We start from the raw sequence: 12,464 nt of genomic DNA on the forward strand, positions 1-12,464 counted from the left end.
ATAGAAGTATGGGACAAAAAACAAATCCAATCGGAAATCGCTTAGGAATTATCAGAGGATGGGAATCTAACTGGTACGGAGGAAACGATTATGGTGATAAGCTTGCCGAAGACGATAAGATTAGAAAATACGTTCACGCGCGTTTATCTAAAGCTAGTGTAAGTAGAGTAATTATAGAAAGGACTCTAAAGCTTGTAACCGTTACTATCACTACGGCTCGCCCAGGTATCATTATTGGTAAGGGAGGTCAAGAGGTAGACAAGTTAAAAGAAGAGCTTAAAAAGATTACTGGAAAAGAAGTTCAGATTAACATCTTTGAGATTAAAAGACCTGAACTGGATGCATTTTTAGTAGCATCAAGTATTGCAAGACAAATAGAGAACCGTATCTCTTACCGTCGTGCAATTAAAATGGCTATTGCTGCTACAATGCGTATGAACGCTGAAGGAATTAAAATCCAAATTAGTGGTCGTTTAAATGGAGCTGAAATGGCACGTTCTGAACACTACAAAGAAGGACGTATTCCTTTATCGACCTTTAGAGCCGATATTGACTATGCTTTAGTTGAAGCACACACTACATATGGTAGATTGGGTGTTAAGGTATGGATCATGAAAGGTGAAGTATATGGTAAAAGAGAGCTTTCTCCTCTTGTTGGTTTATCCAAAAAGCAAGGAAAAGGTGGACGTGGTGGAAACAAAGGGCCTCGTCGTAGAAAGTAATTTTTTAAAGTAAGAAGAAAAATGTTACAGCCTAAAAGAACAAAATTTCGTAAACAGCAAAAAGGACGCATGAAAGGTAATGCCGGTAGAGGTAATCAACTTTCAAGTGGAACTTTTGGTATAAAGTCACTAGACTCGAACTTTTTAACATCGCGTCAAATAGAAGCAGCTCGTATTGCCGCTACACGTTACATGAAAAGAGAAGGGCAACTTTGGATTAAAATATTTCCAGACAAGCCAATTACAAAAAAGCCTCTTGAAGTACGTATGGGTAAGGGTAAAGGTGCCGTTGAATATTGGGCAGCTGTTGTAAAACCGGGACGCGTGTTATTTGAAGTTGGTGGTGTGCCTTTAGACGTTGCAAAAGAAGCATTACGTTTAGCAGCTCAAAAGCTACCAGTTAAAACTAAGTTTATAATTGCTCGAGATTACGAAGCATAATAATTTAAGATGATGAAACAATCAGAAATTAAAGAATTATCTGTAGCTGAGTTACAAGAAAAACTTGGTGAGGTTAAAAAGAGTTATTCAGACCTTAAATTGTCTCATGCAATATCTCCTTTAGAAAACCCAATTCAATTACGCTCTTTAAGAAGAACCGTAGCTAGAATTGCAACGGAATTAACTAAAAGAGATCAACAATAATTCTGCTGAATATGGAAACAAGAAATTTAAGAAAAGAACGTATAGGAGTTGTTATAAGTAACAAAATGCAGAAGTCTATTGTGGTTTCTGAGGTGAAAAAAGTAAAGCACCCTATGTATGGTAAGTTCGTACTTAAAACAAAAAAGTACGTAGCGCACGACGAGAAAAATGACTGCAACGAAGGAGATACTGTAAGAATCATGGAAACACGACCTTTAAGTAAATCTAAGTGTTGGAGATTAGTTGAAATAATTGAAAGAGCTAAGTAATTATGGTACAACAAGAATCAAGATTAAAAGTAGCTGATAACACTGGCGCAAAGGAAGTTTTAACTATCCGTGTACTAGGTGGTACTAAGAGAAGATATGCTTCTGTAGGAGACAAAATTGTTGTTTCTGTAAAAGATGCTACACCCAATGGAAACATTAAAAAAGGTGCAGTTTCTACGGCAGTTGTTGTTCGTACTAGAAAAGAAGTAAGACGTCCAGATGGATCTTATATTAGATTTGATGACAATGCTTGTGTTTTATTAAACCCAACGGGTGAAATGAGAGGTACACGTGTATTTGGACCTGTTGCTAGAGAGCTTCGTGATAAACAATTCATGAAAATTGTATCATTAGCACCAGAGGTGCTTTAATACAGAAATATTAAGATGGGAAAGCTTAAAATAAAAACTGGAGACACCGTAAGAGTAATTGCTGGAGACCACAAAGGGGCTGAAGGTAAAGTGCAAGAGGTGTTGATAGATAAGAACAAAGCGATTGTTGAGGGTGTAAATATGGTGAAGAAACATACTAAACCAAGTGCACAAAATCCTCAAGGTGGAATCGTAGAAAAAGAAGCACCTATTCATGTGTCTAACTTATCATTGTTAACTCCAAACGGAGAAACAACTAGAGTTGGGTATAAAATGGAAGGTGATAAGAAAGTAAGATTTTCAGTAAAATCTAATGAAGTAATATAGTTATGGCATATTCACCAAGACTTAAAGAAGAGTATAAAAGCAAAGTAATTGCAGCTCTTATAGACGAATTTGGATATAAAAATGTAATGCAAGTTCCAAAACTAGAAAAGATTGTAATATCTAAAGGTGTTGGAGCAGCAGTAGCTGATAAAAAGTTAATCGACCACGCTGTGGAAGAATTAAGCACTATATCCGGACAAAAAGCTATAGCCACAATTTCTAAAAAGGACGTAGCATCTTTTAAATTACGTAAGGGTATGCCAATTGGAGCAAAAGTAACTTTACGAGGCGAAAGAATGTATGAATTTTTAGATCGTTTGGTAACTTCTGCATTGCCACGTGTGAGAGATTTTAATGGAATTAAAGCTACAGGTTTTGATGGAAGAGGTAATTATAATTTAGGTATTACCGAGCAAATCATCTTTCCTGAGATAAACATTGATAAAGTGAACAAGATCTCAGGTATGGATATAACATTTGTAACTTCTGCAGAAACTGATAAGGAAGCAAAATCATTATTAACTGAACTGGGAGTACCTTTTAAAAAGAATTAAGTTATGGCTAAAGAATCAATGAAAGCCCGTGAGGTAAAAAGAGCAAAAACAGTAGCTAAATATGCTGAAAAACGTAAGGCTTTGAAAGAAGCCGGAGATTACGAAGCATTACAGAAGTTACCAAAAAACGCTTCTCCTATACGTCAGCATAATAGATGTAAATTAACTGGCAGACCTAAAGGATACATGAGAACATTTGGTATCTCACGTGTTACCTTTAGAGAAATGGCTAACCAAGGGTTAATACCAGGTGTTAAGAAAGCAAGCTGGTAAAAAACGAATTATAAACTGGTAGAAGGTTCAATCTGAAGGACAGTTTTGAAAACCATTACCGCAAATTAATAAATATGTATTCAGATCCAATAGCGGATTATCTTACGCGAGTTAGAAATGCAATTAGAGCGAACCACAGGGTGGTTGAGATTCCTGCGTCTAACTTAAAGAAAGACATCACTAAAATATTATTCGAACAAGGATATATTTTAAGTTACAAGTTCGACGATTCAACTGTACAAGGTACTATTAAAATAGCACTGAAGTACAATAAAGAAACGAAAGAGCCTGTAATCAAGAAAATTCAACGTGTTAGTACACCAGGTTTACGTAAGTATGCTGGTGCTAAAGAACTACCTAGAGTACTTAATGGTCTTGGTATTGCCATTGTTTCTACATCTCATGGTGTAATGACAGGTAAGCAAGCTACAAGAGATAACGTAGGTGGTGAAGTGTTATGTTACGTTTACTAATAAAAAAGCCAGAAAGAAATGTCAAGAATAGGAAATAATCCAGTAGCCATTCCAGAAGGTGTAACAGTAGATGTTAAAGATGGCGTTGTAACTGTAAAAGGAAAATTAGGGGAGTTAACACAAAATTACGACTCTATTGAAATAAAAGTAGAAGACGGTAGCGTATGGGTTACGAGATCCTCTGATACTAAAGATCAAAAAGCCAAACATGGTTTATATAGATCTTTAATGCACAATATGATTGAAGGTGTATCTAAGGGTTGGACTAAAGAATTAGAATTAGTTGGTGTAGGTTACAGAGCATCAAACCAAGGTCAGAAATTAGATTTAGCTTTAGGGTTTTCGCATAATATCGTTATGGATATTGCCCCAGAGGTAAAAATCGAAACTGTTTCTGAAAAAGGTAAAAATCCAATCGTTAAATTAACATCACACGACAAACAATTAGTTGGTCAAGTAGCCGCTAAAATTCGTGGTTTCCGTAAGCCAGAACCTTACAAAGGAAAAGGAATCAAGTTTGTTGGTGAAGAACTAAGAAGAAAAGCAGGTAAATCAGCTTAATAATTGAGTTATGGCATTAACAAAGAATCAAAGAAGATTAAGAATAAAAAGCAGAATTCGAAAGGTTGTTTCTGGTACGGAAGCTAGACCAAGATTAGCTGTTTATAGAAGTAATAAAGAAATCTATGCTCAAATAGTTGATGACGTTTCTGGGAAAACCATAAGCGCTGCGTCTTCTAGAGATAAAGATATAGCAAAAGCTAAAGGAAATAAGCAGGAAAAAGCAGCTTTAGTTGGAAAGGCTATTGCAGAAAAAGCTTTAAAAGCGGGAGTTGAAACTATTTCTTTTGATAGAGGTGGTTACTTATACCATGGTAGAGTAAAATCATTAGCCGAAGGCGCTAGAGAAGCAGGACTTAAATTCTAAGAAATTATGTATCAAAAATATAAAAGCGCAGAATTAGTAAAACCAGGTGGATTAGATCTTAAAGATCGTTTAGTTGGTGTGCAAAGAGTTACTAAAGTAACAAAAGGTGGTAGAGCATTCGGTTTTTCAGCAATAGTTGTTGTTGGCGATGAAAACGGAGTTGTTGGCCAAGGTTTAGGAAAATCTAAAGACGTAGCTAGTGCTATTGCAAAGGCGGTTGAAGATGCTAAGAAAAACCTTGTACGTATTCCTATACGTAAAGGAACACTGCCTCACGAACAAAAAGGTAAATACGGTGGAGCTAGAGTAAATATTATTCCTGCTGCTCCTGGTACTGGTGTTATTGCTGGTGGTGCAGTTAGAACTGTTCTTGAAGCCGTTGGTGTACATGACGTATTATCGAAATCTCAAGGATCTTCTAACCCTCATAACGTAGTTAAAGCAACATTTGATGCTTTACTGCAGCTAAGAGATGCAAACGCTATCGCAAAAGACAGAGGTATTTCACTTGAAAAAGTTTTTAACGCTTAATAACTATCAACGATGGGAAAAATTAAAGTAACAAAGGTTAAAAGCGCTATCAATCGTACGCAGAGACAAAAAAGAACTTTAGAAGCTTTAGGTCTTAAAAAGATTGGACAAGTAAAAGAGCATGAGGCTACACCAAATATTCTTGGTATGGTTGCTAAAGTTTCACATTTAGTTTCTGTTGAAGAAACAAAATAATAAAAAACTGAAATGGATTTAAGTAATTTAAAACCTGCAGAAGGTTCAAATAAAAACCAAGGAAAGCGCGTAGGTAGAGGACAAGGTTCTGGTAAAGGAGGAACTGCTACACGTGGACACAAAGGAGCTAAATCACGTTCTGGTTACTCTAAGAAATTAGGGTTTGAGGGGGGACAAATGCCTTTACAAAGACGTGTGCCTAAATTTGGTTTTACAAATATTAACCGTGTAGAGTATCAAGTAATTAATCTAGATACATTACAAGCGTTAGTAGATGATAAGAAAGTAAAAGATACGGTAGATTTTCAAACTTTATTTTCTAATAGATTAGCTGAAAAGAATGATTTAGTTAAAGTATTAGGCAGAGGAGAGTTAAAAGCGAAATTAAAAGTATCTGCTCACAAGTTTTCTGCTTCAGCTAAAGCTGCTATTGAAGCTGCAGGAGGAGAAGCGATAACTTTATAAGATTACATTAACGTATGAAATTTATAGAATCAATAAAGAATGTTTGGAAAATTGAAGAACTAAGAAACAGAATCATCGTAACGTTGAGTTTGTTATTGGTTTATCGATTCGGTGCCCAAGTTGTATTACCTGGTATAGATGCCGCACAGTTAGGTGGTTTGGCAGATAGTGCTGATGGAGGTTTATTAGGTTTACTTAATGCCTTTACAGGAGGAGCTTTTGCCAATGCTTCGGTTTTTGCACTTGGTATTATGCCTTACATTTCAGCTTCTATTGTTGTACAGTTAATGGGTATTGCTATTCCTTATTTACAAAAACTTCAAAAGGAAGGTGCTAGTGGTCAAAAAAAGATTACGCAGATAACACGTTGGTTAACTATCGCAATTTGCTTGGTGCAGGCACCGGGATATTTAGCTAGTTTACCAGCATTGGGAATTCCTCAATCAGCGTTCTTATTGGGAACAGGTGGATTGTTTTACTTTTCGTCTATCGTAATTTTAGTTACTGGATGTATTTTTGCTATGTGGTTAGGTGAAAAAATTACGGATAAAGGTATTGGTAACGGTATTTCACTATTAATTATGGTTGGAATTATTGCTACTTTACCACAGTCATTCGTTCAAGAATATGCTGCGAGAGTAACAGAATCTAACGGTGGTTTAATTATGATTTTAATTGAGCTTGTAGTTTGGTTTGTCATCATATTGGCGTCAGTTATGTTAGTAATGGCAGTTAGAAAAATAGCGGTGCAATATGCAAGACGTACGGCTTCTGGTGGCTACGAAAGAGCTGCAGCTGGAGGATCTAGACAGTATATACCTTTAAAATTGAATGCATCAGGTGTGATGCCGATTATATTTGCTCAAGCGATTATGTTTGTTCCTGGATTAATTGGAGGGTCTTCTTTCTTGAAAGATACCGCGGCTGGATTGTGGATGCAAACTAACTTTTCTGATATTTTCGGGTTTTGGTATAATGTAATTTTTGCGTTGTTGATTATAATATTTACATATTTCTATACAGCAATCACAGTACCTACAAATAAAATGGCAGATGACTTAAAACGTAGTGGTGGATTTATTCCTGGTATTCGTCCAGGTTCTGAAACTTCAGAGTACTTAGATAAAATAATGTCTCAAATAACCCTACCAGGTTCTATATTTTTAGCCTTAATCGCAATATTCCCAGCGTTTATTGTGAAACTAATGAACGTAACACAAGGATGGGCATTATTCTTTGGAGGTACATCATTACTTATTATGGTTGGAGTTGCAATTGACACTATGCAACAGATCAATTCGTATTTGTTGAATAGACACTATGATGGCTTGATGAAAACTGGTAAAAACAGAAAAGCAGTTGCGTAAATATTATGGCATGGTTGGTGCGATGCACTGGCTGTAAACAAAATATAAGATAAATGGCAAAACAAGCAGCAATAGAGCAAGACGGAACAATTATAGAAGCATTATCTAATGCTATGTTTCGTGTAGAATTAGAAAATGGTCACATTGTGACGGCACATATTTCTGGTAAGATGCGTATGCATTATATCAAACTTTTACCAGGAGATAAAGTAAAATTAGAAATGAGTCCTTACGATTTAACTAAGGCTCGTATAACTTATAGATACTAAGTACAGATGAAAGTAAGAGCATCAGTTAAAAAAAGAAGCGCAGATTGTAAGATTGTGCGTAGAAAAGGTAGACTTTACGTAATAAACAAGAAGAATCCTAGATTTAAACAAAGACAAGGTTAAAAAATTAAGTCATTAGTTTTTTAGACGTTAGATGAATCTGTTCGAAATCGAAAGGTTTAGGATTCTAACAACTAAAAGCTAACATTTACCCTGAGGAAAAACGCGAAGGGACAAAAAACTAAAAACAATATGGCAAGAATTGCAGGTGTAGACATACCAAAACAAAAAAGAGGAGTTATCTCTTTAACTTATATCTACGGAATAGGTAAAAGTAGAGCTCAAGAGATTTTAGCTACAGCTAAGGTTGACGAAAACACAAAAGTACAAGATTGGACAGACGACGAAATCGGAGCAATCCGTGAAGCTGTTGGAGCTTATACTATTGAAGGAGAATTACGTTCTGAAACTCAGATAAACATTAAGCGTTTAATGGATATTGGGTGTTACAGAGGTATTCGTCATAGAGCAGGTCTTCCTTTAAGAGGACAACGTACTAAGAATAACTCTAGAACAAGAAAAGGTAGAAGAAAAACTGTTGCTAACAAGAAGAAAGCAACTAAATAATAATTAGACATTAGTCATTAGTGTTTAGACGTTAGATGAATCTGTTCGAAATCGAAAGGTTTAGGATTCTAACAACTAAAGCTAACAACTAGAACAAAAGAATATGGCAAAGTCAAGTACAAAAAAACGTAAAGTAATAGTAGATGCTATTGGGGAAGCGCATGTAACTGCTTCCTTCAACAACATTATCATTTCATTAACGAACAAAAAGGGGGATGTTATTTCATGGTCTTCGGCTGGTAAGATGGGATTTAGAGGATCTAAGAAAAATACGCCTTATGCTGCGCAATTAGCAGCTGAAGATGCTGCTGCTGTAGCCTCTGAAGCTGGATTGAAAAAAGTAAAGGTATATGTTAAAGGTCCTGGTAATGGTAGAGAATCTGCTATCCGTTCTATCCATAATGCAGGTATTGAAGTTACAGAAATTATAGATGTAACACCACTACCGCACAATGGATGTCGTCCACCAAAGCGTAGAAGAGTTTAATCGCGTTTACAACGTGTTTTGAATAAGAAAATTAATATCATCTGTTTTTCAGATGGTATTAATTTTTTGCATAAATTTGCAAACCGAAAAATTTAATATTAACAAGTATCAACGAGAGGTTTACAGTTATCGAAGGATAAGATTAAGACCTTAATTCATAACTACTCTCAAAAACAATTTAAAATGGCAAGATATACTGGTCCTAAAACAAAAATCGCCCGTAAATTTGGCGAAGCTATCTTCGGAGAAGATAAATCTTTTGAAAAAAGAAACTACCCTCCAGGGCAACACGGAAACAACAGAAGACGTGGAAAAAAATCTGAATACGCAATCCAGTTAATGGAAAAACAAAAAGCTAAATATACTTACGGTATTTTAGAGCGTCAATTTAGAGGATTATTTAAGAAAGCAAGAGCTGCTCAAGGCATTACAGGTGAAGTGTTATTACAGCTTTGTGAATCTAGATTAGATAATGTAGTTTTCAGAATGGGAATCTCTCCTTCTAGAAGTGGTGCGCGTCAATTAGTATCTCACAGACATATTACAGTTAATGGTGAAATCGTTAACATACCTTCTTACCAATTAAAGGCTGGAGATGTTGTGGCTGTAAGAGAAAAATCAAAATCACTTGAGGCTATCGACAGATCTCTTCAAAATTCAAGTCAAGTTTACGAATGGATTACTTGGAATAACGATACTAAGTCTGGTACTTATGTTTCTGTTCCTGCAAGAATCCAAATTCCAGAAAATATCAACGAGCAATTCATCGTCGAATTATATTCTAAATAATAAATTAACAACATTGGTGTTTGGCCAAAGGGTTTATTCGTACTTCTTCAAACTTATAAACCGCGCAACCAAATAACAATTAAAACGAAGAACAACACTATGGCAGTATTTAATTTTCAAAAGCCCGACAAAGTAATCATGATTGATTCTACTGATTTCGAAGGTAAATTCGAATTCAGACCATTAGAACCAGGTTATGGATTAACAGTTGGAAATGCATTAAGAAGAGTTTTATTATCTTCTTTAGAAGGATTTGCAATTACCTCAGTTAGAATAGAGGGAGTAGATCACGAGTTTTCCACAATTGCTGGCGTGGTAGAGGATGTAACAGAAATCATCTTGAATTTAAAACAAGTACGTTTTAAAAGACAAATTGAAGATATTGATAACGAATCAATTTCAATTTCAATTTCTGGGCAAGAGCAGATATTAGCTGGAGATTTCCAAAAGTTTATTTCGGGATTCCAAGTATTAAATTCAGAATTGGTTATCTGTAATTTAGATCCTAAGGTGAGTTTAAATATGGAAATCACCATAGAAAAAGGTAGAGGTTATGTGCCTGCGGAAGAAAATAAAAAACCTTCAGCACCAATAGGAACGATCTTTACAGATTCTATCTATACTCCAATAAAAAATGTAAAGTATAGCATTGAAAACTATCGTGTAGAGCAAAAAACAGATTACGAGAAGTTAGTTTTTGAAATCATTACTGATGGTTCAATCACACCTCAGGATGCTTTAACTGAAGCAGCTAAAACCTTAATTCACCACTTTATGTTATTCTCAGATGAGCGTATCACTTTAGAAGCGGATGAAATTGCACAAACTGAAACTTATGACGAAGAATCACTTCACATGAGACAGTTGCTTAAAACTAAGCTTATCGATATGGATTTATCCGTACGAGCGCTTAACTGTTTAAAGGCTGCAGAGGTAGATACTTTAGGAGACTTAGTATCTTTTAATAAGAATGATTTAATGAAGTTCCGTAACTTCGGTAAAAAGTCGTTAACAGAGCTTGAAGAGCTTGTACATGTTAAAGGGTTGAATTTCGGAATGGATTTAAGCAAATATAAATTAGATAAAGACTAAGAATTGAAAATTGATTATTTATTATTGACGATTTCATTGTCGCGCCGATAAATAATCAATAGTAAATTTTAAATTAAAAATTATTAGATAACTCTTCTATAGTTTGCTCCTCAAAAGAGTGTAGTAGCAAGATAGAAGTTTAAAACAAACGTCATGAGACACGGAAAAAAATTCAACCATTTAGGTAGACAAACAGCGCACAGAAAGGCAATGTTAGCAAACATGGCTTGTTCTTTAATAGAGCATAAGCGCATTAACACTACAGTTGCAAAAGCAAAAGCTTTAAAACAATTTGTAGAGCCTTTAGTAACAAAGTCTAAAGAAGATACAACACACAATAGACGTATCGTGTTTAGTAAATTAAGACAAAAAGAAGCCGTTACTGAGTTGTTTAGAGAGGTTGCTACCAAAGTTGGAGACAGACCAGGAGGTTACACTAGAATCATTAAATTAGGTAACCGTTTAGGTGATAACGCCGATATGGCAATGATAGAGTTAGTAGATTACAACGAAATCTACAATGCAGGTAAAAAATCTAAGAAAACTACTAGAAGAAGTAGAAGAGGAGGCAGTAAGCCAGCAGTTGCAGCACCAGTTGAAACTAACGCATCAAACGAAGAAGAATAAATGTTAATAAGCATTTAATATATAAAGGATAAACTATTTTTAGTTTATCCTTTTTTTTTGAATTTTTGTAAAACTTTTTGGGCGTTACCCATAAAGGGTCGGGCTTTCGGGAGTCGCTCTCTCCTTCGTCGAGGAGCTTCAACAAACCCTCAATCCCTAACGCAAAAGAAAACAACGGAAACATATGAAATATCAGAAAAAGCAAAATGCCATAATTCTACTAGCAGATGGTACCATTTTTTATGGAAAAGCAGTAGCAGGAAAACAAGGAACAGCCTTTGGAGAGGTATGTTTTAATACAGGTATGACGGGATATCAGGAAATTTTTACTGATCCTTCGTATTACGGACAATTAATGGTAGCTACCAATGCCCATATTGGAAATTATGGTACCAATAAAGATGAAGTAGAATCAGATTCTATAAAAATTGCAGGCTTAATTGTAAAGAACTTTAGTTATGACTATTCTCGTGATGCGGCCGATAGTTCGTTGGAAGAATTTTTAGATAAAAATAATCTTTTAGCTATTTCTGATGTAGACACAAGAGCTTTGGTGAGCTATATTAGAGAGCATGGAGCCATGAATGCCGTAATAAGTACAGAAGTTGATAATGTGGAGGGATTGAAAAAGCAATTGGCAGAAGTACCTAGTATGGAAGGCTTGGAATTGGCATCTAAGGTATCAACCAAAGAACCATATTATTTTGGAAATGAAAATGCTACTTTCAAAGTTGCAGCTTTAGATATCGGTATTAAGAAGAATATTTTACGACATATCGCGAGTAGAGATTGTTATATCAAAGTATTTCCATACAATGCTACGTTTGAAGATTTAGAAGCTTTTCAACCAGATGGCTATTTCTTGTCAAATGGACCCGGAGATCCTGAACCATTGGTTGAGGCTCAGGAAGTCGCTAAAGAGATTATTAAAAGAGATTTGCCTCTTTTTGGTATTTGTTTAGGACATCAAGTAATTGCTATTGCTAATGGTGTATCAACCTATAAAATGTATAATGGCCATAGGGGTATTAATCATCCAGTAAAAAATTTAATTACAGGTAAGGGGGAGATCACATCTCAAAACCATGGTTTTGCAGTAAATAAAGAAGAAGCGGAGGCCAATAAAAACCTTGAAGTTACTCATGTTCATCTTAATGATGGTACCGTTGCAGGATTAGCAATGAAAAATAAAAATGTGTTTTCAGTACAGTATCACCCAGAAGCTAGTCCAGGACCTCACGATTCATGGTATTTGTTCGATCAGTTTATAGAAAATATCAAGAAAAGTAAGCTTTCAACTGTTTAAAAGTGACTTGAAAATAGGCTTGATAGAACTAAAACGTTGTAGTTTTCTTTTTAGAATTTTATGACAAATGCTAGTAAATTAAAAAAGATTAAGCCGTAAATTTGATGAATTGATTTGGGCATTTATAACAAATGGAAAACGCCTGTA

General features: G+C 35.3%; 23 protein-coding genes. All 23 read left to right on the forward strand.

What is annotated here, in order from left to right; genetic code table 11:
• The first annotated feature begins 8 nt into the window (after positions 1-8).
• The 23 genes from rpsC to carA all read left to right on the forward strand — a co-directional run bounded on the left by rpsC (position 9) and on the right by carA (position 12,317).
• Positions 9-722, forward strand: coding sequence for a 30S ribosomal protein S3 (gene rpsC / locus BMY39_RS10440; RefSeq protein WP_042245199.1), 714 nt, complete (start codon positions 9-11; stop codon positions 720-722).
• Positions 723-743: 21 nt separating this feature from the next.
• Positions 744-1,163: a 50S ribosomal protein L16 gene (rplP, locus tag BMY39_RS10445; RefSeq protein WP_092579381.1), complete on the forward strand. Its 420-nt coding sequence runs from the start codon at positions 744-746 to the stop codon at positions 1,161-1,163.
• Positions 1,164-1,175: 12 nt separating this feature from the next.
• The gene (gene rpmC / locus BMY39_RS10450; RefSeq protein ID WP_092579383.1) at positions 1,176-1,367 is read left to right on the forward strand and encodes a 50S ribosomal protein L29; all 192 of its coding nucleotides are present in this window, start codon (positions 1,176-1,178) and stop codon (positions 1,365-1,367) included.
• Between the two features lie 11 nt (positions 1,368-1,378).
• Positions 1,379-1,636 carry a 30S ribosomal protein S17 gene (rpsQ, locus tag BMY39_RS10455; protein ID WP_092579385.1) on the forward strand — a complete coding sequence of 86 codons (258 nt, stop codon included), beginning with the start codon at positions 1,379-1,381 and terminating at the stop codon, positions 1,634-1,636.
• Positions 1,637-1,638: 2 nt separating this feature from the next.
• Complete coding sequence (gene rplN / locus BMY39_RS10460; RefSeq protein ID WP_092579387.1) at positions 1,639-2,007, forward strand: 50S ribosomal protein L14; 369 nt, start codon at positions 1,639-1,641, stop codon at positions 2,005-2,007.
• Positions 2,008-2,022: 15 nt separating this feature from the next.
• A complete protein-coding gene (gene rplX, locus BMY39_RS10465) occupies positions 2,023-2,334 on the forward strand; it encodes a 50S ribosomal protein L24 (RefSeq protein ID WP_092579389.1) in 312 nt (103 codons plus the stop codon).
• Positions 2,335-2,336: 2 nt separating this feature from the next.
• Positions 2,337-2,888, forward strand: a complete 552-nt coding sequence (gene rplE / locus BMY39_RS10470; RefSeq protein ID WP_092579391.1) for a 50S ribosomal protein L5 — start codon at positions 2,337-2,339, stop codon at positions 2,886-2,888.
• Positions 2,889-2,891: 3 nt separating this feature from the next.
• Positions 2,892-3,161 carry a 30S ribosomal protein S14 gene (gene rpsN / locus BMY39_RS10475; RefSeq protein WP_092579393.1) on the forward strand — a complete coding sequence of 90 codons (270 nt, stop codon included), beginning with the start codon at positions 2,892-2,894 and terminating at the stop codon, positions 3,159-3,161.
• 74 nt (positions 3,162-3,235) lie between these two features.
• A complete protein-coding gene (gene rpsH / locus BMY39_RS10480; protein ID WP_092579395.1) occupies positions 3,236-3,634 on the forward strand; it encodes a 30S ribosomal protein S8 in 399 nt (132 codons plus the stop codon).
• A gap of 18 nt (positions 3,635-3,652) precedes the next feature.
• Complete coding sequence (rplF, locus tag BMY39_RS10485) at positions 3,653-4,195, forward strand: 50S ribosomal protein L6 (protein WP_092579397.1); 543 nt, start codon at positions 3,653-3,655, stop codon at positions 4,193-4,195.
• Between the two features lie 10 nt (positions 4,196-4,205).
• Complete coding sequence (gene rplR / locus BMY39_RS10490) at positions 4,206-4,562, forward strand: 50S ribosomal protein L18 (RefSeq protein WP_092579399.1); 357 nt, start codon at positions 4,206-4,208, stop codon at positions 4,560-4,562.
• Between the two features lie 6 nt (positions 4,563-4,568).
• Entirely contained in the window at positions 4,569-5,093 is a 525-nt protein-coding gene (gene rpsE, locus BMY39_RS10495) for a 30S ribosomal protein S5 (RefSeq protein WP_092579401.1), read from the forward strand.
• 12 nt (positions 5,094-5,105) lie between these two features.
• The gene (gene rpmD / locus BMY39_RS10500) at positions 5,106-5,288 is read left to right on the forward strand and encodes a 50S ribosomal protein L30 (RefSeq protein ID WP_092579403.1); all 183 of its coding nucleotides are present in this window, start codon (positions 5,106-5,108) and stop codon (positions 5,286-5,288) included.
• A 12-nt stretch (positions 5,289-5,300) separates the two neighbouring features.
• Positions 5,301-5,753 (forward strand): 50S ribosomal protein L15, encoded by a 453-nt coding sequence (rplO, locus tag BMY39_RS10505; RefSeq protein ID WP_092579405.1) that lies wholly within the window; start codon positions 5,301-5,303, stop codon positions 5,751-5,753.
• 14 nt (positions 5,754-5,767) lie between these two features.
• Positions 5,768-7,120, forward strand: coding sequence for a preprotein translocase subunit SecY (gene secY, locus BMY39_RS10510; RefSeq protein WP_092579407.1), 1,353 nt, complete (start codon positions 5,768-5,770; stop codon positions 7,118-7,120).
• Positions 7,121-7,173: 53 nt separating this feature from the next.
• Positions 7,174-7,389 (forward strand): translation initiation factor IF-1, encoded by a 216-nt coding sequence (gene infA / locus BMY39_RS10515; RefSeq protein ID WP_007094967.1) that lies wholly within the window; start codon positions 7,174-7,176, stop codon positions 7,387-7,389.
• 6 nt (positions 7,390-7,395) lie between these two features.
• Entirely contained in the window at positions 7,396-7,512 is a 117-nt protein-coding gene (gene ykgO / locus BMY39_RS10520) for a type B 50S ribosomal protein L36 (RefSeq protein WP_013305171.1), read from the forward strand.
• Positions 7,513-7,641: 129 nt separating this feature from the next.
• Positions 7,642-8,016: a 30S ribosomal protein S13 gene (gene rpsM / locus BMY39_RS10525; protein ID WP_092579409.1), complete on the forward strand. Its 375-nt coding sequence runs from the start codon at positions 7,642-7,644 to the stop codon at positions 8,014-8,016.
• A gap of 103 nt (positions 8,017-8,119) precedes the next feature.
• A complete protein-coding gene (rpsK, locus tag BMY39_RS10530; protein WP_092579411.1) occupies positions 8,120-8,503 on the forward strand; it encodes a 30S ribosomal protein S11 in 384 nt (127 codons plus the stop codon).
• Between the two features lie 183 nt (positions 8,504-8,686).
• Entirely contained in the window at positions 8,687-9,292 is a 606-nt protein-coding gene (gene rpsD / locus BMY39_RS10535) for a 30S ribosomal protein S4 (RefSeq protein ID WP_092579413.1), read from the forward strand.
• A gap of 99 nt (positions 9,293-9,391) precedes the next feature.
• Positions 9,392-10,384, forward strand: a complete 993-nt coding sequence (locus BMY39_RS10540; protein ID WP_092579415.1) for a DNA-directed RNA polymerase subunit alpha — start codon at positions 9,392-9,394, stop codon at positions 10,382-10,384.
• 153 nt (positions 10,385-10,537) lie between these two features.
• Positions 10,538-11,011, forward strand: coding sequence for a 50S ribosomal protein L17 (gene rplQ, locus BMY39_RS10545; RefSeq protein WP_092579417.1), 474 nt, complete (start codon positions 10,538-10,540; stop codon positions 11,009-11,011).
• 184 nt (positions 11,012-11,195) lie between these two features.
• Entirely contained in the window at positions 11,196-12,317 is a 1,122-nt protein-coding gene (gene carA, locus BMY39_RS10555) for a glutamine-hydrolyzing carbamoyl-phosphate synthase small subunit (RefSeq protein WP_092579421.1), read from the forward strand.
• Positions 12,318-12,464: the final 147 nt, after the last annotated feature.

The sequence above is a fragment of the Hyunsoonleella jejuensis genome (assembly GCF_900111025.1).
Classification (GTDB): Bacteria; Bacteroidota; Bacteroidia; order Flavobacteriales; family Flavobacteriaceae; genus Jejuia; species Jejuia jejuensis.